This window comes from Synechococcus sp. MIT S9507 (genome assembly GCF_047304715.1).
Lineage (GTDB): Bacteria > Cyanobacteriota > Cyanobacteriia > PCC-6307 > Cyanobiaceae > Synechococcus_C.
The window spans coordinates 894,411-914,839 of sequence record NZ_CP138970.1 but is presented as its reverse complement, the minus strand read 5'-3'; the positions used below and the strand labels follow the sequence as shown (position 1 = coordinate 914,839).

At 60.2% G+C, this 20,429-nt stretch carries 20 protein-coding genes and 1 tRNA gene; 8 read left to right on the top strand and 13 right to left on the bottom strand.

Annotated elements, in window-relative coordinates; genetic code table 11:
- Positions 1-6 precede the first annotated feature (6 nt).
- The gene (locus tag SIB83_RS04915; RefSeq protein ID WP_413746942.1) at positions 7-771 is read left to right on the top strand and encodes an HAD family hydrolase; all 765 of its coding nucleotides are present in this window, start codon (positions 7-9) and stop codon (positions 769-771) included.
- 152 nt (positions 772-923) lie between these two features.
- Entirely contained in the window at positions 924-2,066 is a 1,143-nt protein-coding gene (gene recA, locus SIB83_RS04910) for a recombinase RecA (RefSeq protein ID WP_413403870.1), read from the top strand.
- Here the strand turns inward: recA and SIB83_RS04905 are convergent, their stop codons facing one another.
- The 3 genes from SIB83_RS04905 to SIB83_RS04895 all read right to left on the bottom strand — a co-directional run bounded on the left by SIB83_RS04905 (position 2,067) and on the right by SIB83_RS04895 (position 4,211).
- Entirely contained in the window at positions 2,067-2,411 is a 345-nt protein-coding gene (locus tag SIB83_RS04905; RefSeq protein ID WP_413406099.1) for a DUF1815 family protein, read from the bottom strand.
- Between the two features lie 76 nt (positions 2,412-2,487).
- Positions 2,488-2,727, bottom strand: a complete 240-nt coding sequence (locus SIB83_RS04900) for a DUF2839 domain-containing protein (protein WP_066904418.1) — start codon at positions 2,725-2,727, stop codon at positions 2,488-2,490.
- Positions 2,728-2,768: 41 nt separating this feature from the next.
- Positions 2,769-4,211, bottom strand: a complete 1,443-nt coding sequence (locus tag SIB83_RS04895; protein WP_413403869.1) for a helicase — start codon at positions 4,209-4,211, stop codon at positions 2,769-2,771.
- 100 nt (positions 4,212-4,311) lie between these two features.
- Between SIB83_RS04895 and SIB83_RS04890 the strand changes: the two genes are divergently transcribed.
- Positions 4,312-5,217: a prephenate/arogenate dehydrogenase gene (locus SIB83_RS04890; protein WP_413403868.1), complete on the top strand. Its 906-nt coding sequence runs from the start codon at positions 4,312-4,314 to the stop codon at positions 5,215-5,217.
- On the opposite strand, the gene crtD is transcribed toward SIB83_RS04890, so the two are convergent.
- Positions 5,201-6,715, bottom strand: a complete 1,515-nt coding sequence (crtD, locus tag SIB83_RS04885; protein WP_413747292.1) for a C-3',4' desaturase CrtD — start codon at positions 6,713-6,715, stop codon at positions 5,201-5,203. The two genes, SIB83_RS04890 and crtD, sit on opposite strands and share 17 nt — an antisense overlap.
- Before the next feature lie 35 nt (positions 6,716-6,750).
- Between crtD and SIB83_RS04880 the strand changes: the two genes are divergently transcribed.
- Entirely contained in the window at positions 6,751-7,632 is an 882-nt protein-coding gene (locus tag SIB83_RS04880) for a fructosamine kinase family protein (RefSeq protein WP_413746941.1), read from the top strand.
- Positions 7,633-7,666: 34 nt separating this feature from the next.
- Here SIB83_RS04880 and SIB83_RS04875 read toward each other — a convergent pair whose 3' ends face one another.
- Positions 7,667-8,023, bottom strand: a complete 357-nt coding sequence (locus SIB83_RS04875; protein ID WP_413746940.1) for a CAAD domain-containing protein — start codon at positions 8,021-8,023, stop codon at positions 7,667-7,669.
- Positions 8,024-8,076: 53 nt separating this feature from the next.
- Between SIB83_RS04875 and SIB83_RS04870 the strand changes: the two genes are divergently transcribed.
- Complete coding sequence (locus tag SIB83_RS04870; RefSeq protein ID WP_413746939.1) at positions 8,077-8,643, top strand: M67 family metallopeptidase; 567 nt, start codon at positions 8,077-8,079, stop codon at positions 8,641-8,643.
- The gene (moeB, locus tag SIB83_RS04865) at positions 8,640-9,803 is read left to right on the top strand and encodes a molybdopterin-synthase adenylyltransferase MoeB (RefSeq protein WP_413746938.1); all 1,164 of its coding nucleotides are present in this window, start codon (positions 8,640-8,642) and stop codon (positions 9,801-9,803) included. Before SIB83_RS04870 ends, moeB begins: the two co-directional genes overlap by 4 nt.
- A 15-nt stretch (positions 9,804-9,818) precedes the next feature.
- Here the strand turns inward: moeB and SIB83_RS04860 are convergent, their stop codons facing one another.
- Positions 9,819-11,015 (bottom strand): cob(I)yrinic acid a,c-diamide adenosyltransferase, encoded by a 1,197-nt coding sequence (locus SIB83_RS04860; protein WP_413403863.1) that lies wholly within the window; start codon positions 11,013-11,015, stop codon positions 9,819-9,821.
- A 60-nt stretch (positions 11,016-11,075) separates the two neighbouring features.
- Here SIB83_RS04860 and larE point away from each other — a divergent pair, with 60 nt between their 5' ends.
- Positions 11,076-11,924, top strand: a complete 849-nt coding sequence (gene larE / locus SIB83_RS04855; RefSeq protein ID WP_413403862.1) for an ATP-dependent sacrificial sulfur transferase LarE — start codon at positions 11,076-11,078, stop codon at positions 11,922-11,924.
- 8 nt (positions 11,925-11,932) lie between these two features.
- Here larE and speD read toward each other — a convergent pair whose 3' ends face one another.
- Complete coding sequence (speD, locus tag SIB83_RS04850; RefSeq protein WP_413403861.1) at positions 11,933-12,415, bottom strand: adenosylmethionine decarboxylase; 483 nt, start codon at positions 12,413-12,415, stop codon at positions 11,933-11,935.
- Positions 12,416-12,444: 29 nt separating this feature from the next.
- The gene (gene recF / locus SIB83_RS04845) at positions 12,445-13,542 is read right to left on the bottom strand and encodes a DNA replication/repair protein RecF (protein ID WP_413406097.1); all 1,098 of its coding nucleotides are present in this window, start codon (positions 13,540-13,542) and stop codon (positions 12,445-12,447) included.
- Between the two features lie 83 nt (positions 13,543-13,625).
- Here recF and SIB83_RS04840 point away from each other — a divergent pair.
- A tRNA-Arg gene (locus tag SIB83_RS04840) sits at positions 13,626-13,699 on the top strand.
- A gap of 20 nt (positions 13,700-13,719) precedes the next feature.
- Here the strand turns inward: SIB83_RS04840 and SIB83_RS04835 are convergent.
- The 5 genes from SIB83_RS04835 to SIB83_RS04815 all read right to left on the bottom strand — a co-directional run bounded on the left by SIB83_RS04835 (position 13,720) and on the right by SIB83_RS04815 (position 20,373).
- Positions 13,720-14,181, bottom strand: a complete 462-nt coding sequence (locus SIB83_RS04835; RefSeq protein WP_413403860.1) for an N-acetyltransferase — start codon at positions 14,179-14,181, stop codon at positions 13,720-13,722.
- Complete coding sequence (gene ppc / locus SIB83_RS04830) at positions 14,182-17,193, bottom strand: phosphoenolpyruvate carboxylase (RefSeq protein ID WP_413746937.1); 3,012 nt, start codon at positions 17,191-17,193, stop codon at positions 14,182-14,184.
- Complete coding sequence (gshA, locus tag SIB83_RS04825; RefSeq protein ID WP_413746936.1) at positions 17,190-18,338, bottom strand: glutamate--cysteine ligase; 1,149 nt, start codon at positions 18,336-18,338, stop codon at positions 17,190-17,192. The genes ppc and gshA overlap by 4 nt, the downstream gene beginning before the upstream one ends.
- Positions 18,335-19,867 carry an anthranilate synthase component I family protein gene (locus SIB83_RS04820; RefSeq protein WP_413403857.1) on the bottom strand — a complete coding sequence of 511 codons (1,533 nt, stop codon included), beginning with the start codon at positions 19,865-19,867 and terminating at the stop codon, positions 18,335-18,337. Before SIB83_RS04820 ends, gshA begins: the two co-directional genes overlap by 4 nt.
- A gap of 74 nt (positions 19,868-19,941) precedes the next feature.
- Positions 19,942-20,373 (bottom strand): photosystem I reaction center subunit II PsaD, encoded by a 432-nt coding sequence (locus SIB83_RS04815; RefSeq protein WP_413403856.1) that lies wholly within the window; start codon positions 20,371-20,373, stop codon positions 19,942-19,944.
- Positions 20,374-20,429 lie beyond the last annotated feature (56 nt).

Here is a 20,429-nt window from a genome sequence, read left to right as displayed (position 1 = left end):
TCCCTGTTGCTGTCACCCAGTCTCCTGGTCTTTGATTTCGACGGGGTGATTGTGGATGGGATGAATGAGTACTGGTGGAGTGCTCGTCGTGCCTGTCTGCGGTTGTCTTCCGCTGCCGATCTTCCCGAGTCCACACCTCCACAGTTCCGGCAGCTCAGGCCCTGGATTCATCACGGTTGGGAGATGGTGCTGATCGCGGCATTGATCGCAGAGCAACGCGGACCACTTGAACAGCTCGGGGTCCAGGTGTTTGTTCACGACTATGCGGCGCACTGTGCCACTGCGCTTGCGCGCTTCGGCTGGACTCCTGCTCTGCTGCAGCAGACCCTGGAGGCTGTGAGGGCTGAGGCCGTGCTTGTCGATCGGGACGGCTGGCTCGCTCTGCATCAGCCCTATCCGGGTGTGCCCGAGCGTTTAAATGCCTTGGTGCAAGAGAGCATGGCCTGGGCGGTGCTCACCACCAAGGCACGGGATTTCACTGCCGAGCTGCTCGCCTCGATGGGGCTCAGGCCTGCTCGGCTTGATGGCCATGAGTCTGGATCCAAGCCTGAGGTGTTGCGCCGTCTGGCCTGTGACTGGACCCTGGACGGTTTTGTTGAGGACCGTCGCCCCACTCTTGAAGCCGTTCGGGCGACCCCGGGCCTCGAAACCCTCCCTTGCTGGCTGGTCAGCTGGGGATATCTGAAGCCGACCGACCTGGTGGAACTTCCCGAGGGCATTCGTCTGCTCAGGCCTGAGCAGTTCGCTGCCCCCTTGGCGGAGTGGCCCTGATTCGATAACGTACATCTGTACTACGTGAGACGGATGGCCTGAGTCGGGGCACTGGATGATCTGTCCGGTCCCTGATCACACCGAGGCGTCGGTTCAGCCGCCGTCCCGATCAGCTGCCTGCGGCGTTCTTCTGCTCTTTAACTGTTTCAGCCATGCCAGCCGATGTGAAAGCCTCCCAGTCTTCCGGTGGAGATGTCCGCCCCGGTGAGCGCGACAAAGCGCTCAACCTCGTGCTCGGTCAGATCGAGCGCAACTTCGGGAAGGGTTCGATCATGCGCCTCGGAGACGCTTCCAGGATGAGGGTGGAAACCATTTCCACTGGAGCCCTCACTCTGGATCTCGCTCTTGGAGGTGGGTATCCCAAGGGACGTGTCGTTGAGGTCTACGGACCCGAAAGTTCCGGTAAGACCACGTTGACTCTGCATGCCATTGCTGAGGTTCAGCGCAACGGAGGTGTCGCCGCCTTCGTGGATGCCGAGCATGCTCTCGACCCGGTTTATGCCGCATCGTTGGGGGTGGATGTGGAAAACCTGCTGGTCTCCCAGCCGGATACGGGCGAAATGGCGCTGGAAATTGTTGATCAGCTGGTTCGTTCCGCGGCTGTCGACATCGTGGTGGTTGACTCCGTCGCCGCTCTGACGCCCCGTGCCGAGATCGAGGGTGAGATGGGTGATCTGGCTGTGGGTAGTCAGGCCCGTCTGATGAGCCAGGCAATGCGCAAGATCACCGGCAACATCGGCAAGTCCGGTTGCACGGTGATTTTCCTCAACCAGCTGCGTCTCAAGATCGGCGTCACTTACGGCAACCCGGAAACCACCACCGGTGGTAATGCCCTCAAGTTTTATGCCTCGGTGCGTCTTGATATCCGCCGTATTCAGACGCTCAAGCGCGGTACTGAGGAATATGGAATCCGCGCGAAGGTGAAGGTGGCCAAGAACAAGGTGGCTCCACCCTTCCGCATCGCGGAATTCGACATTCTCTTTGGCCGTGGCATCAGTACGCTGGGTTGTTTGCTCGATCTGGCCGAGGAGACGGGTGTCGTGACTCGCAAGGGCGCCTGGTACAGCTATGAGGGCGACAACATCGGTCAGGGGCGTGACAACACCATCGGTTGGCTGGAGCAGAACCAGGAAGCCAAGGATTCGATTGAAGTCTTGGTGCGTCAGAAGCTGACGGAAGGTTCGGAAGTCACCTCCAACTCCATGCGTCCTCTTGCTGCCGCCGCGCGTTCCGCTGCTGCCAAGCCTCTTGCCAAAGCCTCTGAGGCGGCTGTGTCGTCGAAGGATGCAGCCTGATCAGCCCTGCTGGAGCGCAGAGGAGCTGCATTCACTGCGGCTCCTCTGCAGATGTCCTGTGATGCGCTGAAGCTCCTGGATCGCTTCAGCACCTTCGAATTTCACCAGTTCGCGGCCATTGCGGGATTCAACCCAGCTGATGCCGAAATCAGAGACCAGAAAGCGCACCATGTGATGCTCGCCCAGTTCGGCCATGAATGAAGCCCCGCTTCCGTCCTGGCCGTCATCGCAGACGTAGCAGGTGGCGGTGATGCCCTGTTTCCTGAGATTTCCGGCCAAAGCCTGCAGGCTCATGACCAGATCCTGGACGACCGAGCGGTACTGCTCGGAGAGTCGTAGAAACACGCAGAACACCATTCAGGTTCATATGAGCCTAAAGGTTTTCTTTCGAATTCAGGGTCGCTGATGAGCGTTTGCAGTTTTATGGGCTGTCGGCAAGTGTCCAGAAGCCTGCTGCAGGGCCGATGAAACGCACCACCACCCAGAACAGCACCAGGGCGGCGATGCCGATCCAGGCGCCTCGTGTGGTGATGGATACGAATTGCGTGGCCTGGGCTCGGGTCAGCGGCAACCAGGCGATAAATCGTTCTGCATCCTTGGGGTCGGGCTTGCGCTGACGTGGTGGCAGTCCCTGACTGGCACGGCGTCGTGCTTCTCCCATCACTGGCCTCACAAGCTCTCGATCAGCCTAGAAGTGCCCCCTCAGTCCGGTCGAAGTCTCTGCAATGAATCCCAGGGTTCAAGCGCGCGCAGCACCTGCTCTCCCCAGCTGCGTCCGCGGACCCGTCCATCAAGGATGGCCAGGCGACCGCCGCTGCGTCTCAGCGGAGCGATGGCAGGGATTAAAACCGCCAGGGCTTCGGGGAGCAGAAGCGTGCGGAACCAATCACGGCCCTGCCGCTTCATCGACTCCACGCGGGCTGCGGTGAGGGGATCTTCCAGACTGGAGATCGGCAGCATGGCTGCAATCAGCTGTTCCGGTTCCGGAAGCAGATGCTGATGGTTCAACCACCAGTTCCAGCTGCAGCAGATCACTCCGTTGGATTCCGGTGCGGTGCTTTCAAGAGTGACCCTGCTGCCGAACTCCGCCGCAAGCTCGCTGCAGAGCCGCTGTCGCATGCAGGGAGCGTCCACCAGTACACCGGTCAACCCCGACCGGCCCAGGATCAGGCGTCGACTCTGCTCCAGCAGATGGGCGGCGAAAATTTCCGTGTTCGGGAGCGGCTGACGCCTGGGCAGATAGATCGGCAGCGGTTCACCACGCGCTGCATCGCGTAGATCAATACGCAGCTCATCGCTGTCGCTGCACGGCTCTTCAACATGACCGCGACAGCCTCCATCGCCATGGATCAGCGTCCAGGGATGCTCTGAGAAGAGTGATTCCAGCGTGATCAGTGGTTCAAGCGGTTGCAGCTGCCAGCTCCACTGCAGGGTGTTTGAGTCCACGCGAGCCCAGCTGGCCCATGACGCTCGGTCCATGGACATAAGCTGGGACCAGGGTTCTGGAGTTGGTCCCAGCAGCTGCAGCAGATCGCGAACCAGGGTCAGCGCGCTCTCGGGCATGGTGAGATCGCGGCTCGTTCCTGCGCCAAGGGCTACCAGCTGACGACTCAGGCGTTCATGCAGCTCAAGCAACGCCTCGCCAGCGGAGGGAAACGCTGCTCGCAGCTGCTCCCAGTGACAGGAGTCGATCTTAACGGTCATGGCCCGTCGGAGGCGGTCAGGCAACCATTCCGCCTCGGGAACAACAAGATGGTCTTCAGGACGGAGCTGTCCTTGGCGATGGACATCCAGAAGCTGGTGGGGTGTCAACAGCCAGATCTGGTCTCCGGGGGGGGGAGCAAATCCTGTCCAGCAGCCCAGCTTCAATCCGCTTTCGAGCAGACGCGGTCGTTCAAGCTGCAGCAGCCGCTGCTGTTGCGTTGGATCGAGAACCAGCACAGTGTGTCGGCTGCGCAGACTGAGCGGAACGAGCAGGGCCAGCCACCAGCGGTCGCTGCTGCCTGCGGATAACTGGATTCTGGTTCGATCCTGGCGTCGCAGACTCCGTCCCACCAGACGGCTCAGGGTCAGTTGGTGCTCCCAGTGGCCAGCTTCTCCCCTGAGCAGGTGCTTGAGCTGCTGATGGGCCTGGACTTCCAGCATTCGGGAAGCCTAAGAACCTCCGGGTCGATCATCGGTTCAGGCTGAGCTGTTCCGATCCCTGTATGGGTCAAGCAACATGGGCTGGGTGGGAACAGCAGTCATGGATCAGGAGCGGATCGCAGATCCGGCTGGCTTCAACAGGGTCGGTGTTGTGGGTCTTGGCCTGATCGGGGGTTCCATCGGTCTCGATCTGCGTGCTCTCGGGGTCTGTGTTCAGGGCCTCGTGCATCGGGCCAGCACAGCGGAGCGTGCTGTGCAGCGTGGGCTTGTCGATGCTGTCAGCAGCGATCCCGCTTGCCTCGAGGGCTGTGATCTTGTCGTTCTGGCGTTGCCGCTTGAGGCCCTGCTTCAGCCCAAAGAGGCACTGATCCAAGCCCTCCCATCTGAGGCTGTGATCACGGATGTGGGGTCGGTGAAGGGAGCCGTTCTGGAGGTCTGGAGAGATCGTCATCCCCGCTTTGTGGCGTCACATCCCATGGCGGGCACTGCTGAGTCTGGTGTGGAGTCAGGTTGCAGCGGCTTATTCAAGGGACGCCCCTGGGTGGGTACTCCTGAAGTGCAGACAGATCCGGAAGCCCTGAAACAGGTCAGAGCCTTGGCTGGCTTGCTCGGTGCGCACTGGGTCAGTGCGGATCCACTCATTCATGACCAGGCCGTTGCCCTGATCTCGCATCTGCCGGTGATGGTGAGCGCAGCGCTGCTGCGTGTGCTTGGAGAGGAGCGAGATCCACGTGTTCGTGATCTGGCGCGTCAGCTGGCCTCAAGCGGTTTCGCTGATACAACCAGGGTTGGAGGAGGTAATCCAGCACTGGGTACGGCGATGGCTTCTCACAACACCTCCGCATTGCTGAAGTCCCTTGCCGCCTATCGATGGAGCCTCGAGCAGCTCGAAGAGGCGATCATCAATGGCCACTGGTCTCAGCTGGAGAAGGAGCTCGACAAGACCCGTGAACTGCGTCCCGGTTTCCTGGAGCCCCCCTCGGATCCAGCTAGGCCTTCAGCGTGAGCTTCAGACCTCGTTCGGCCATCAATTGCCTGCAGGCCATCAGTGCCGACAGGCTGACTCCAGCAGTGCCTTCTCCGGGGTGAATGGAATCGCCACATAGCCACAGGTTGGAGATGGGGGTGCGGCTGGCGAGTCCGAAGGGCCCGAACCGACCTGGGCTCTGGCCAAGGCCACCCACCACGCCATCCGGCCGACCGGTCCAGTGGGCGAACCCCCTCGGTGTCGCCAGTTCCTGATGCAGCCAGGCGTGATCGGGCAGTTTCAGGGCGGCGTTCACTCCAGCACGAATCGAGTCGCCAAGTTCTTTTTTGCGCTTCTGGTAAGCCGTTTCATCCAGATCGTGCCAACCCTCCGGTGAGGTGAACACACTGGCGATCACGGTGGCCTGACCCTCCGGGGCTCGACCATCACCGTCATGGCTCATCGACAGGAACAGTGAGCCCGGTGTCTCTCCATCCCGTTGGAGATGTCCGGGGCAGTTGTCCGGCAGATGATGACGTTCAACAGCTCCGTAAAACACAATCGCTCCGCTCGGAGCTTTGAGTGTGTTGAGGTGCTTGCGATACCCCTCGGGCATCTGTCGTGGGTCGGGAATCAGTCCCGGCAAGCATTGCGGCGGCAGGCTGCAAATGATCTCGCGGGCCTGCAAGCGCTGCTCGGTTTTCGCCGGGCCTTCAACCATCACCGACCATCCAGGTTGCCCGTCGTTTCGTTCCAATCGCAGGGCGCGATGGCGCAGAAGCACACGCCCGCCATCGCGTTCCAGGGCCGTCGCCAGCTGATCGCTGAGGCTCTGCATCGATCCGTGCAGATGCCAAAGCCCCAGTGGCGCCTGGCACATCTGCAACACCGTGGCGCCATAGAGGGCAGCGGTGCGGTCGCTCGGTTGCTGTGAGTACAGCCGCAGCTGCAGGTCAAGAAAGCGCCGGAGTCGTGGGTCTCCGCCGCATCCGCTGAGGGTCAGCAGATCGGCAACCGTCAGCAGACTCAGCGGGGCACAGGCCAGATTCCCGGGGGTCAGGGCGGCGAGGGTGCGTCCGAGATCCCAGCCAGTGCGAATCGGGAGCACTGGGTCAGCCGTAGCGAACTGCCAGTTCTGATGGTGAATCCAGCTGCACAGCTGCCAGAAGCGTTCGCTGCCGGGGAAGTGCCGGCTGCGCTCCTTGCGCCAGCGCTGGGGATCGTGCCAGAGGTGCACCGGAGGTGACCCGTCATTGAGATCCACCACACAGCCGGGGTCCAGTCGCCCGGCTTCGGGAGGTCTGATGTTCAGGTGCTGAAACAGTCGTGCATGACTGCCCCCAGCTTCCAGCCCTGCAACCTGAGTCGCCCCCACATCAAAGGTGTAGGCCCCCCGTCGGAACGTTCCAGCACAACCACCGAGCTGATGGTGCGCCTCCAGCAGGGTGACGTTCAAATCCTCGTGGGCCAGCAGGGCTGCAGCGGTGAGACCGGCAATCCCGCCACCGATCACGATCACGTCCTGGACTGGTTCCATCACGGCATGCTGGCAGCAGAGGTGAATCAGCGTGGATGCGAGATCAGCTGGAACGGGCTCTGGCCGCGAACGCTGGGTTGCTTGAGGGGCGACAGGTGGTTGGTCTGCGCAGTGTGGGCGGCGGCAGTGTCGGATCCACGTGGAAGCTGAACCTGAGCGATGGCGAGGAACTTTTCGTCAAGGTGGCCCGTTCGGAGAATTTGTTGGCTGAACAGTCCGGCCTGCAGGCTCTGCGTCAGTGGGCTGATCCGGGCTTGCTCGAAGTGCCCAAGGTGCATGGTTGTCTCCCGCTCTCGGGTCAATCAGCACTGCTGATGGCCTGGTGGGATGCCAGCGGCGGGGAACAGTTCCGGCTTGGCCGCGGCCTGGCAAAGCTGCATCGTGCGTCAGCAGCGGCCGGGCCTGGTTGTTTCGGCTGGGATCAGGATGGCTTCATCGGTCTTGGGCCCCAGCCCTCCGGATGGTGTGACAGCTGGGGCGATGCGTTCACTCAACTCAGGCTTCACCCCCAGCTGTGTCTGGCCAGAGAGTGGGGGCTGGCTGCGCAGGACTGGGAGCCACTGCTTCCACTGATCGCCGCATGGCTGAATCGTCATGCTCCTGAGCCCTGTCTGGTGCACGGTGATCTCTGGGCCGGTAATGCCGCGGTCCTGGCTGATGGTCGTGGCCTCTTGATTGATCCGGCCAGTTGGTGGGCTGATCGCGAGGTCGATCTGGCCATGACCCAACTGTTCGGTGGCTTTTCCCGTCGTTTTATGGAGGGCTACAGCGCTGAATGGCCCCTGCCGGCTGGCGCAGAACACAGGGTGGAAGTCCTGAATCTTTATCACCTCTTGAATCACGCCAATCTGTTTGGCGGTGGATACCAACAGCAAAGCCGCAGGATCCTCAAGGATCTGCGGCTCGCTTTGCTCTGAAGAGATCTGGGAAGGGGGCTGATGCCGATCTGCTTCAGCCCAGATATTCCTTGCGAAGCGTCTGGATTCTGGCCACCAGGGCATTGCGCTTGTCGCTGGTGGTGAGGTTCTTCCAGCTCCATTGCCCGACGACCACAACACCGAGCAGCTCCAGCAGGCCGGGTACCACCGGCAGCAGATTGATCGTGTCGAGAATTCCCTTGATCATGATCTGGGCAACGATCACAGCAGCGAAGATGCCCACCACCTTGCCGATGCGTCCTGCCTGACTCCAGTCGACCTTGTCGAGAGTTTCATTCACCTTGCCGAGGACGTCTTTGTACCGCTCGGCGAAGGCAACGTTGTCGCCAGTGGCGCTTTCAGTCGACTGCGTAGTGGTTTCGTCGCTCATGACGCCTAAGCTGGCTGCTAATACCCCGCGACGATATCGGCAAGATCACTGGAATGCCATGCCGGCTCCGTATCGATCTCGATTGTCTGATGATTCTCAGAGCTTCGCTCGGGGCCGTGTCACCGCAGGAGGGCTGCGCATTGCTGCTGGGGGAATCGGCAGCTGAGCCCACCGTGCGCTTTGTGTGGCCCTGCTGCAATGTCTGGAACCCTGGATTCGGTGGATTCAGCGATGTCATCAAAAGCGATGGTGATCAGGCGCCGGCTTCCCCTTCTCGCCGATCACGCTTTGCACTTGATCCTCGTGAGCAGATCGCTGCTCAGAAATGGTCTCGTCAGCGAGGCTGGCGAATTCTCGGCAGTGCTCACACCCATCCCAGGGGAAAGCCGGTTCCCAGTGCCGTTGACAGGCAATGGGCTGCCGGCGAGGGGGTCATGCTCATCGATGCCGGTGCCGCCGGGGTTCGTGCCTGGTGGTTGCGCGGGGGCGGGCAGGGCATGCCCGACAGGACTGCGGAAGCTCTGTCGCTGGTGATCGATCACCAGGCAGCCGATCATCAGGCAATGGTGGGAGACACTGTGAACTCGTGTCCTGATGGCACATTGATCCCTCTGCAATGACGGAACACTGTCCGGATTCCGTTCTGAGTTCCCAGGAGCGAGGACGTTATGCCCGTCATCTGATGCTTCCGGAATTCGGTGTGATCGGCCAGCAGCGGTTGAAAACGGCATCGGTACTGTGTGTTGGGGCAGGCGGGCTCGGCTCGCCCCTGCTGATGTACCTGGCGGCAGCCGGTGTCGGTCACGTCGGAATCGTTGATGATGATCGCGTGGAGCTCTCCAACCTCCAGCGGCAGGTGATTCACTCTGAAAGTGGTCTTGGTCAGCTGAAGACAGATTCCGCTGCTCAGAGGATTTCGGGCATCAATTCCGATTGCCGGGTTGAACGGTATGCCTGTCGGCTCACCACCGACAATGCTTTTGGGCTGATCGAGGGCTACGACCTCGTGGTGGATGGATCCGATAATTTCCCCACCCGCTATCTGATCAACGACGTCTGCTGCCTGCTTGACAAGCCGTGGGTGTACGGATCTGTTCAGCGCTTCGAGGGGCAGGTCAGTGTGTTCAACCAAGGCCCCCAGTCACCGGACTACCGCGATCTGGTGCCAGAGCCACCGCCACCCGGCCTTGTTCCCTCCTGTGCCGATGGTGGTGTGGTTGGAGTGATGCCGGGATTGATCGGGCTGCTTCAGGCCACCGAAACGATCAAGGTGCTGACTGGGATCGGCACATCTCTGGATGGGAGGCTGCTGCTTGTGGATAGCCTCAGCATGCGTTTCCGGGAGCTTCGTCTGCAACGCCGGCCCAACCGACCTGCCGTCACGACCCTGATCGACTATGAGGCGTTCTGTAGCGTCGACGCTTCCGGCCGTCACGAGGGAGTTTCAAGCGTGGGAAGCATTTCCGTGAAGCAGCTCAGTGCACTGCTGGACCGGGGCGATGAGCTGCTGCTGATTGATGTGCGTAATCCCTCGGAAGCCGATGTGGGGGTGATTCCTCGATCGCAACTGATCCCGCTTGCAACAATCGAGAACGGAGAGGGGATCGACGAGATTCGCCGCCTTGCCGGACAACGACCCATTTATGTGCACTGCAAGCTGGGTGGACGTTCTGCGCGTGCGGTCGAGCTTTTGGCCGAGCATGGAATCGAGGCCACCAATGTGTCGGGAGGCATCGACGCCTGGTCGCAGCAGATTGATCCAGACGTTCCCCGCTACTGAGGACGTATCAGAGCGTCAGTAGTCGACCCCACGTTTGAGGTCGACTCCCTGCTCCGCATAGTGTTTATGACAGACCATCTCTGAGTGGATATTCGCCAGATCGAAGTAGGCCGGCGGGTGTTTGCAGCGACCTGTGATGATCACTTCGGTTTCGGAGGGCTTACGCACCAGGGCCTGCACGATGGGTTCGACCGGTAGAAGTTCCAGATCAACAGTGGGATTCAGTTCGTCCAGGATCACGGTTTTGTAGAGGCCGCTCGCAATCGCCGCTCGGGCAATTTCCCAGGCGCGTTCGGCCTCCACATAGTCGATCGGTTCCTGTTGGCCACGCCAGACGATTGCGTCCCGTCCGGAACGCAGGTGGTCCACCAGGTGCGGATAGCTCTCACGCAGCGCTGCGATCGCAGCATCTTCGGTGTATCCATTGCCTCCCTTGAGCCATTGCAGGATCAGCACGCGGTGGCTCTTGTCCTGACTGATGCCTCTGCCGATGGCCTGGAGCCCCTTGCCCAGAGCGCTGGTGGATTTCCCTTTACCTTCACCGGTGTAGATCTCAATCCCACCCGGTGACGGGAACGGAAGCAGCGAATCGTCCTTGGGCTCGATCCGTCTGTGGGCACGCATCTCGGAGTGCAGATCGGCGATCTGAATCAAAGGCTGCGGGGCTGCACGCCCGGTCACGATGATTTCCATGCCATCCGGTCGAGCCGAGAGAGTCTTGACCACATCGTTGATGTCGAGCAGCCCGAGATCCAGCACGGGGTTCAGTTCGTCCAGAACGACAACCGAATAAAGAGCGCTGGCAATCGCACCTCGGGCAATGTCCCAGCCTCTCTGGGCTTCCTGCTGGTCGAATTTGGTTGCCTCGTCAGCGTTGAAATAGTCAGCGCGTCCTGTCCGGACCTGATCGATGAGGTGGGGAAAACCCTGCTGCAGGGCTTCAATCGCCGCATCCTCGTCGTAAGCCCGGCCAGGTCCTTTGAGGAACCGCAGCAGCAGAACCCTGGTTCGCCGCTGCTCGCAGATGCCAAGACCGATCGTGCGCAACACCACTCCCAGTGCAGCCTGGCTCTTGCCTTTGCCTTCTCCGTCGTAGACATGCAGCTGGCCAAGGCTGCGCTCACGACTGTCGGCAGCTGTGACGATGCCGATGCCTGGATTGCTGCGGCGACGTGCTCCGCTGGAGCTATCGGATGACTGGACTGCGTCCATCGTCAGTACTTGGATGGCGCTTCTTACGATCGGAGCATACTGAGATTCCCGCCTTCAGCAGTGGCTCCCGAGACTTTTCGCCTGCTGGAACCGCTCTCCATCGAAGACGAGCAGCGGCTGAAGCAGTTGCGCGAACGGATCCTGAACTTCAAGCGTGTGTTCGTTGCCTATTCCGGTGGTGTGGACAGCACCCTCGTTGCCGCCATTGCTCAGGAACAGCTTGGCGACTGCGCGTGTGCCGTCACCGGTGTGTCGCCATCTCTGGCCTCTCATCTTTTGGCTGAAGCTCGCCAACAGGCTCACTGGCTGGGAATCAGGCATCGTGAAGTGAAAACCAAAGAGCTTGAAGACCCCGCCTACAGCAGCAACCCCACGGATCGTTGCTATGCCTGCAAGCGCGAGTTGCACAGTCATCTCGCCCCAATAGCCGAGGCGGCTGAAGGGGCGAGGGTGCTCGATGGTGTCAATCTTGATGACCTCGGCGATCATCGACCAGGCCTTGAGGCGGCCGGTGAAGCTGGTGTGATTTCGCCGCTGGCTGATCTTCAGATCGACAAGACCTGTGTGCGACGACTGTCCAGGGCACTGGGTTTCCCCTGGTGGGACAAGCCAGCTCAGCCTTGTCTGGCCTCGCGGTTTCCTTACGGGGAAGCGATCAGCCATCACCGCCTCAGGCAGGTAGGTCATGCTGAAGCCTGGTTGATCGAACGGGGTTTCTCTCGTGTGAGGGTTCGATCCCAGGGCCTCTCTGCTCGAATTGAAGTTCCTCAGGAGCGGCTTTCGGAACTGCTTGCGCCTGAGCTCAGAGAACCACTCGTTCAGTTCATGCTTGAACTCGGCTTCACCAGTGTGAGCCTGGATTTGGAAGGATTGGTGAGTGGAAAGCTCAACCGGGGCCTACCCGGTTGAGGGTCGATTCAACCGGCCTGAACGCTGGGTGTTCGTTCCGCTTCAGCCACGGCCGAGGGTGTTTCACGCAGAAAGCTGCGCATGGACTGGCGATCTGCGCCCAGCTCTTGCCTGAGGTGCTCACAGGCTGATTCGGGCATGGTGTGATCGCCGCAGGTGAACACATCCACTGCGGCGTATCCGTTTTCAGGCCAGGTGTGAATGGAGATATGGGACTCGGCCAGCAGAGCTAGTCCAGTAACACCCTGAGGTTCGAATCGGTGTGTGATGAGGTTGAGAAGAGTGGCACCAGCACGTTTCGCTGCCATCGTGATGGTGGTTCTCAGGAAGGCTTCGTCGTTGAGCTTGCGCTGATCGCAGCCGTAGAGCTCAAGGATGCAATGTTTCCCCACCATGTCAGTAGCACTCATCTGACTGGGACTGGGGGCTGTAACAGTCAAAGCGTCGTCCCATCCCGGGTTGGGATGCAGGCAGGACAGGGTCTGCTCCATCAGGGCATCGAGGAAAAGAGCCTCAGACCTTAGCTTTTTCTCATTCCGTTTCTCAAGTGATCGGCGTTGAGAATCTGTGAGCGCTGCCGCCATTGGCCTTCGAAGGCGTCCAGGTGCGTTGCGCTCACCAGGCATTGATGGGAATCACCCACAGCTTCCAGAAGGGTGAGCTGGCGGCGTGGATCCAGTTCCGCCAGCACGTCGTCCAGCAGCAGCAAAGGGGGATGACCACAGAGTTCACCGACCAATTCCAGTTCGGCGAGCTTCAGTGCCAGTACAACGGTGCGCTGCTGCCCGGCAGAGCCGAAGCGACGGGCTGCGGTGCCATTGAGCATCAGATTGATTTCGTCGCGATGGGGTCCCACCCTGCAGCTGCCCAGCCTTTCCTCCTCAGGCCGCTGCCGCTGAAGTTGCTCTTCGATGGACAACCTCCAGGCTTCCTCAGCCTCTTCCCCCTCCAGCACGCTCCCAGGTGAATACAGCAGTTCCAGCTGTTCATGGCCCTGGCTGAGACGTTGCTGCCAGGCTGCAGCGAGTGGCTCGAGTCGCGCCAATGCACGGCGTCGGCGTCGGTGAATGCGTGTGCACACCAGTGCCATCTGGGTGTCGAAGCTGTCCAGCAGGACGTTCCGTTCCAGCGATGTGCCGAGGCCACCTCGTCTCCAGAATTGACTGCGTTGCCGCAGCAGACGGTTGTAGCGACCGAGCAGGTCGCCATAGACGGGTTCGAGTTGCAACACGACACGATCGAGCCACTGACGCCTCAGCGCCGGCTCTCCACGCACCAGATGCAGATCCAGTGCACTGAACCCGACACAGCGCAGCGGGCCGATCAGATCCATTTGCCGCGTCAGCAGCTTGCCGTTGCGTCGTGCCTGTCGTCCTCCCCGTCGCCGCAGTTCGAGCTCGACCACATCGTCATCCAGGCAGGTGGCCTTGAGCAGAGCGCGGGAGGCGTCCCAGTGGATCAGATCCATATCCTGGCTGGATCGATGCGACCGCAGACTGCCCAGCAGCTCCACTGATTCGAGCAGGTTGGATTTGCCAACGCCGTTGCTGCCGATCACAAGCAGACGAGGCGCATCGATCTCCAGCTGCAGATTGCAGTGGTTGCGGAACTCCTGCAGTTCGAGCCGGAGAAGCCGAATCGGTTCTGGTGCGGTGTGTGGCTAAGGTAACCGGAGCGTGGTTGTTCTCCCAGCCGCCGCGTGGGCATGTAGCTCAGTTGGATAGAGCATCAGATTCCGGTTCTGAGGGTCGGGGGTTCGAGTCCCTCCATGCTCGTGTACAGAAAGAGTGACCAGCTACCGGAGACGCAGCCCCATTGCTCTGATCCCACCTGGATCAAGAATGAATCCGCGCGATTTGAGTGCATCCAGCGCCTGATCGGGTGCTGCAATTGAAATGCTGCATCCAGGCAGATCTCTGCGCAGGCAGGCAAGGGAACGGTGAACCAGCACCGCCAGCAATCTGGATTGATCAGGTCCTGAAGCGGCAGCGAGGTTCCAGAGATTGGCATTGAGCGCCTGATCGCTGGTGGCTCTCACAAAGCCCACAAGCCGCTGCTCTTCACTGTCGAGGATGCTCAGATGCCAGATGCTGCGTTGCAGTGCAAGTGGCCAACGTTCCACCGGGTGTGGTTGATCGCCGCAGTCCTGAAGCAGGGCATTGATGCTGTGCCCGTCAGGAACGAACTCCATGCTGACGCTGTAGCGCTCCGGGAGCCTTGGAGCGGCGGCCTGTTGACGGAAGGGAAGCAGTGCCACTCAACCGGTGTTGCGCATGCCGGCAGCGATGCCGTTGATGGTCAGCAGAGCTCCACGGAGAAGCTCGCTGCGGCTGTAGGTCCGACCGTCGCCGTCACTCGGAAACTCGCTCATCGGTGGCTGACGGTTCTGATCACGCAGTCGTTTGAGCAAGGCGACCTGTAGGAATCCCAGTGGCACGATGGTGCGGTTGCGCAGGTTCACGGACAGCTGCAGCGCAGGATCTGCATCCAGGAGCCTTTCCTGTCTGGTGATGTCCAGCACCAGGCGTCGGGTGAGTGTGTATTCATCCGCGATTGTGTTGTAGATCCGTTCAAATGCGTCGCGATGATCAGCGCTGCCAAGACTGCTCACGTAGTGACGGGCCAGATCAAGATCCACCTTGGAGAGTGTCATCTCCACCTTTGAGATCAGCATCCGGAAGAACGGCCAGCGCTGATGGAGCGTGCGCAGCAAGGTCATTTGCTCTGGATCAGAGAGCAGCTCTTCACTGAGAGCTGTTCCCACACCGAACCAGCTCGGCAACAGGAAACGGCTCTGGGTCCAGCCGAACACCCAGGGGATCGCCCGCAGGCCGGACAGGTCCCTGGCACCGGATTTGCGCCGGGCCGGACGACTCGAAATCTGCAGCTTGCTGATTTCCTCAATGGGAGTGACCTGCTCGAAGAAGGCAACAAGATCCGGATTGTCGTGAACCAGGGCTCTGTAGTGACGCCGAGAGCATTTCGCCAGCCTGGCCATCAGGTCGTTCCAGCTCGGTGTGGCATCCAGCTGATTGGTGACCAGGCTGTTCTGCACCACGGCCGTGGTGACCGTTTCGAGGTTGTAGAGGGCCAGCTCGGGCAGGCTGTACTTGGAGGCCAGCACTTCGCCCTGTTCGGTGATCTTGATCCTTCCCTGAAGGGTGCCGCTGGGCTGGGCGAGGATTGCCTGGTAGGCAGGGCCACCGCCTCTGCCAACTGACCCTCCACGGCCGTGGAACAAACGCAGCGCCACGCCATGACGTGCCGCCAGATCCTGAAGGGCAATCTGTGCTTTGTGGATTTCCCAGTTGCTGGACAGAAATCCAGAGTCCTTGTTGCTGTCGGAATATCCAAGCATCAGCTCCTGAAGAGGCAGCCCCTGGCTGCCCACGCGTGGCAACAGGTTTCTGTAGAGCGATGTCTGGAACAGTTCCTCCATCACTTCGGGTGCGCGTTGCAGATCCTCCACCGTTTCGAACAGGGGCACCACGAGCAGATCCGCATGACCGGAGGAGGGGTCCACAAGGCCGGCTTCCTTGGCCAGCAGCAGCACTTCCAGCAGGTCGGAAACGCTGTGACTCATGGAGATCACATAGGTGCGACAGATCCGGCTGCCGAACTCGTCCTGAAGGCGATGGAGCATCCGGAACACATCCACCGTTTCCGCTGTGGTGGCTGACCAATCCACCGCAGGAGGAATCAGGGGGCGACGCGTCTGCAGCTCCTGCAGCAACCAGCTCACGCGCTCCTGCTCATTCAGGTCTCCGTAGGCCTGTTCTGGATTGAGATATCGGCTGAGTTCATCCAGTGCGTCACTGTGCCGCGTGCTCTCCTGACGGATGTCGAGCCCCGCAAGCGAGAAACCGTAGATGTGAACCTGCGTGAGCAGTGTGTCGAGGGGTTCGCAGGTGAGATCGGTGCTCACCAGGCTGGTTCGAATCAGTTCGAGATCACTGCGGAATTCGGCAACCGAGCCATAGTGCAGAGCTTCGCTTGGTTGGCTCTCTGGAGCGAAGGGTTGCGGACTTTCGGCAGGGGCACGCCAGCCTGCATTAGCAAGTTGATCGTTTCTCAGCTTCGTGAGGCGCAGCCGCTCGAGCATGAAGCTCATCTTCAAGCGGTAGGGCTCGAGGCGATAGCGGGTGGCTCGCTCCTCGTAGACCTCCGGGAAGCGGAACCGATCCATTTCCAGTGATTCCAGCAGGGAAGCACTCACCTGACTCCATTGCATCGAAATGCTGAGCTGGTCGCGCAGGCTTTGGACGGCGCTGATGTATCGGTCCAGCATCAATTCGCGCTGGTAACAGGCTGTGCGCCAGGTGATGTCGGTTGTGACTGAGGGGTTGCCGTCGCGATCGGAGCCGACCCAGGAGCCGAAGGTGCAGAAAGAGGAAGGAGGCAGCTGAACATCTGGGTAGCTGCAGGCGAGAGCGGTTGTGAGCCGTCGCCGCAGCTGCGGCATCGCGTCGAACAGCACCTGCTGGAAATAGTGCAGGGCGTAATCCACCTCATCGAGCACTGATGGCTTGAACTGGTGCAGTTCATCCGTACGCCACCAGAGCCTGATTTCCTCTTCCAATTGAAGACGGATGCCGTCGGCTTCGCGTGGACTGGTCTCGAATGCGGTCTCCAGCTGTTGCAGGAGGCTGGCAACACGTCGCTGCTTATGCCTCACCGTGTGACGCACGATTTCCGTGGGATGGGCTGTGAAGACCAGTCGGATGTCGAGCTCCTGAAGCAGAGTCTCCAGTTGTGCTGGAGGAACGTTCAGGCGACGAAGGCGTTCAAACAGTTCACTGAACGTGGCTGGTTCTGTCTGGGTTGCCAGAGGTGGAGTGAAGGGATCGACCTGCTCGGCCAGTTCCTGAGAGCGAACAATGCTTTCGAGGTAGCTGTCCTCCTCGATGCGCTGCTCGAGAATATTCACCAGCTGGAAATACAGGGAGAAGGCCCTGGCGGCTGCGATGGCCTCTGAGAGGTCCATATCTCGGATCAGCGACACCACGGAATCCGAACTGACGGCACTGGGCTCGGGAAGGGCGGGATCACTGAGTTGCTTCATGCGCAGCAGGCGTTCTGCCTGTTCAGCAGGACATTCGCTGCGCAGCACGGTCTGCCAAAGATCCTCCACCAGAGCCAGGCGCTGCTGGAGCAGATGGCCATTGCCGGATGTCTCCTGTACCCCAGCCCTGGGCTGATCGCTCGCAGGAATGATTGCAGGGGAGGAGGACATCGAGAGTGGGTCTGGATCTGAAGTCGTCATGATCATCCCAAAGTGCGCTCGGTGGGCGTGCAAACCCCACGCATTTCCTCCTCCTGCATTGCCGTGATGCTTTCGCGCAGCACCGCTTCGATGCTTTTCCCGGAGTGGATTCCCTGCAGCCATCGCATGGCCTGATTCCCTTCTCGTAAGACGGCGGCCAGTGGCTCGAGTTGCTGCTTCAATCCAAGTTCCTGAGCCAGAGGCGTCACGCTGTCGATCAGCTGCTCCAGCCAGTCTCGGCAGGAGCGTTCGCGTCCGTCGCGCCAGTTGTGCAATGTGGCCTCAAGACTGGAACGGGCCGCGGCGCGATCGTTGCTCATGCTGAGCTCCTGCAGTTGTTGCAGATTGAGTGCACTGCTTTGCAGGGGGTCGTGCTGCATGGGCTCTCGCAGCACCTGCTGCACGCGCAGTTCCAGAAGAACAGTCACTGCAATCAGCACCTCGGGGTCAGTGATCAGATCGCAGATGCGCAGCTCGAGACGATTCAGTTGGTGCGGACGGTCAGGTCCGTTGGGTCGCACGGAGGTCCACAGATGACGGACGTTGTGCATTGAACCGTCCTGAATCTGTTGATTGGTCCAGGAGATGAAGTGCTGATGGTCAAGGAAGAGAGGAACGCGGGCCGGGGTGAGCGGGAACTGGAGCCAGCGCTGGGAATGCGCTCCGGTGATGCGGCCGTTGAGAAAGGGTGAACTGGCACTCAGAGAGAGCAACAGAGCCGCTTCGCATCGCACCAGACGCAGCGCAGCGAAGAGTTCGGCTGGATTGTTGATCCCCAGATTGATATGGATGCTTGCTGTCACCACGGCCGTGCCGTAGGTGGATTCAATCAGTGAGTGGTAAGGGTTCTTCGGGTCTGAACGTTCAAAACGTTCGGTGTCGCCGAAGCTGAGGGTGCTGCCTGGCAGCAGGGTGAGATTTTGTTCCATCAGCCAGCGACGCAACTTGCGGCGAGGTGAAAGCAGTGCTTCGGGAATTGCGTCGTAATCCGCCAGCGGATCGGTCACGTATTCGAGATTGCGGTGATCCGGTTCCGTGACGAATCCCGGTAGTTCCTGCTGTGCGCGGGCTGCAATACCGACATTGCGTCCATCGGGCCGCCCTGTGAACAGTTCGACTTCAAAGCCTTTGAGCAACCTGTTCCGGGTCATGCCCCGAAGTCCTCGAGACAGGCGAGCGCTGTGAGCATGCCGCGTGCCTTGTTCAGTGTTTCCTGGAACTCTGCCTCTGGCTGGGAATCGGCCACGATTCCGGCTCCTGCTTGCACCTGCAGGGTCCATCCGCCGCCGGACCTCGGTTTCACAACCATGGTGCGAATGGTGATGGCGGTATTGAGTGCTCCGGCCAGGTCCACCGATCCGTAGACCCCCGAATAGGGACCGCGGGCGTCTGGTTCAAGGTCGTGAATGAGCTGCATCGCCCTGATCTTCGGTGCTCCGCTGACAGTCCCTGCCGGGAAAGAAGCCATCAACAGATCCCAGATGTCCTTGCCAGGGGCAAGACGGCCTTCCACTTCGCTCACGATGTGCATGACATGGGAATACCGCTCGATCACCATCAGTTCGCGCACGGTGACCGAACCGGGCGTACATACCCGGCCGAGATCATTGCGGCCCAGATCAACAAGCATCACATGCTCGGCTCGTTCCTTGGGATCAGCGAGCAGGTCGGCTTCGAAGTTCCGGTCTTCCACAGGATTACTGCCTCGAGGCCTTGTACCGGCAATCGGTCGCAGCACTGTGCGGATCCCGCCTTGATCCGGTTCCGCTTTCACCATCACCTCGGGACTGGAGCCGATCAGCTGCCAGTCACCGAAGTCGAAAAACGCCATGTACGGGGAGGGATTGATCATCCGCAGGCTGCGATACAGATCCAGCGGTGGATGATTGACATCAGCGCTCAGTCGCTGACTCACCACCAGCTGGAAGGCATCACCCGCAGCAATGTGGTGACGCGCTTGATCCACCGCCTGGTGGAAATCCTCGCGGGTGCGATTGCTTCTGGTCTCCGGGGTCGCGCCTCTGTCTGGTCTCCAGTTGAGAGGCCGCACGGACGGCAGTGGGGCAGCCATGCGTTCGCGCAATGAGTTGATTCGCTCCATCGCCCCTTCCCAGGCCTCCTCAGGAGTTGAGGCTGCATTGCGCTGCCCGCTCAGGTCCCCGTAGGCAACAGCGGTGATCAGGCGTTTCACCTGATCGAAGATCAGGATGCTGTCCATCAGCATCCACAATCCGTCGGGAGGACCATCGGCGATCGCTGGATGGACGGGCACGCTGGGCTCGATCCAGCGGATCAATTCATAGCCCCACATTCCGTAGAGCTGGCCCAGTGGAGGAAGTCCAGGAAGGGTTGCCGGTCTGTAGGGCTCAAGACAGCTCCTCAGGCAATCGAATGGGTTGCCGCTGAAGGTTTCGCGGTGATTGTCTCGCCAGGTTCGCTCGAGCCCATCACGCGCTGCTGACAACGTCCAGACAGGGTCACAGGCCACCACGCTCCAGCGCCCGAGAGTTTCTCCGCCTTCAACAGATTCAAGCAAAACTCCCGGTGGTCGCTGGTCACCGACTTTCAACCAGGTGGTCAGTGGTGTCTCCAGATCCGCAGGCCAGCTGCAGGCCACAGGAATCATGGTTGCGCCTGCTTGAGCGGCTTCCAGGAAGGCTTTGCGGTCGGGACTGAGCATGAAAGAGTCGAAACCGACCGCCGACCATCATGACGCTCGACGGAACGACGAGATGGATCCAGGGGAAGAGTGGATCAGGTGTCGAACGTTTCGCGTCCGGTGAATTTGATCTTTGCAGGGTTGGTGTTCTGCCCGATGCGGCGTGGGTTATGACCAACCATCTCCCTGCCCTCGTTGACTTTCTCGGAAAAGACACCGTCCTTGGGATGCAGGAATTCAGTGTCTCCACCGGGGTAGATCCTGTAGATCTTGTAGTCCTCGATGCGTGGCTTGAACTTGGTACGCAACTGGGTGCCCAGTGCCAGGCACTGTTCCTTGCGAGCGAAATACATGATGTTTTCGCCGGTGTTCATCACGGCAGCACCTCCGGTGGGCAGCTCGAAGACCTGATCGGTTTTGCTGCTCCAGGTGATGGCGTATTTCTCTTCTGTTAAAGCGGAATTGAGCAGACCGCCGGTGCTTCCGATGTACTGGGGAAGCTGCCCTGTCAAAGGAGTTGATGTCATGGCTGTCCTGAGGAAATCCGCATGCCGATCTGTTTGGAAAGTAGCAAATGATTCGG

Bases quoted from the DNA above. Each gene is read 5' to 3' on its own strand.
- recA (WP_413403870.1), top strand. From the start codon at position 924: ATGCCAGCCGATGTGAAAGCCTCCCAGTCTTCCGGTGGAGATGTCCGC.
- SIB83_RS04900 (WP_066904418.1), bottom strand. From the start codon at position 2,727: ATGGGAGAAGCACGACGCCGTGCCAGTCAGGGACTGCCACCACGTCAG.
- SIB83_RS04895 (WP_413403869.1), bottom strand. From the start codon at position 4,211: ATGCTGGAAGTCCAGGCCCATCAGCAGCTCAAGCACCTGCTCAGGGGA.
- SIB83_RS04890 (WP_413403868.1), top strand. From the start codon at position 4,312: ATGGATCAGGAGCGGATCGCAGATCCGGCTGGCTTCAACAGGGTCGGT.
- crtD (WP_413747292.1), bottom strand. From the start codon at position 6,715: ATGGAACCAGTCCAGGACGTGATCGTGATCGGTGGCGGGATTGCCGGT.
- SIB83_RS04880 (WP_413746941.1), top strand. From the start codon at position 6,751: ATGCGAGATCAGCTGGAACGGGCTCTGGCCGCGAACGCTGGGTTGCTT.
- SIB83_RS04875 (WP_413746940.1), bottom strand. From the start codon at position 8,023: ATGAGCGACGAAACCACTACGCAGTCGACTGAAAGCGCCACTGGCGAC.
- SIB83_RS04870 (WP_413746939.1), top strand. From the start codon at position 8,077: ATGCCATGCCGGCTCCGTATCGATCTCGATTGTCTGATGATTCTCAGA.
- moeB (WP_413746938.1), top strand. From the start codon at position 8,640: ATGACGGAACACTGTCCGGATTCCGTTCTGAGTTCCCAGGAGCGAGGA.
- SIB83_RS04860 (WP_413403863.1), bottom strand. From the start codon at position 11,015: ATGGACGCAGTCCAGTCATCCGATAGCTCCAGCGGAGCACGTCGCCGC.
- speD (WP_413403861.1), bottom strand. From the start codon at position 12,415: ATGGAGCAGACCCTGTCCTGCCTGCATCCCAACCCGGGATGGGACGAC.
- ppc (WP_413746937.1), bottom strand. From the start codon at position 17,193: ATGATCATGACGACTTCAGATCCAGACCCACTCTCGATGTCCTCCTCC.
- gshA (WP_413746936.1), bottom strand. From the start codon at position 18,338: ATGACCCGGAACAGGTTGCTCAAAGGCTTTGAAGTCGAACTGTTCACA.
- SIB83_RS04820 (WP_413403857.1), bottom strand. From the start codon at position 19,867: ATGCTCAGTCCCGACCGCAAAGCCTTCCTGGAAGCCGCTCAAGCAGGC.
- SIB83_RS04815 (WP_413403856.1), bottom strand. From the start codon at position 20,373: ATGACATCAACTCCTTTGACAGGGCAGCTTCCCCAGTACATCGGAAGC.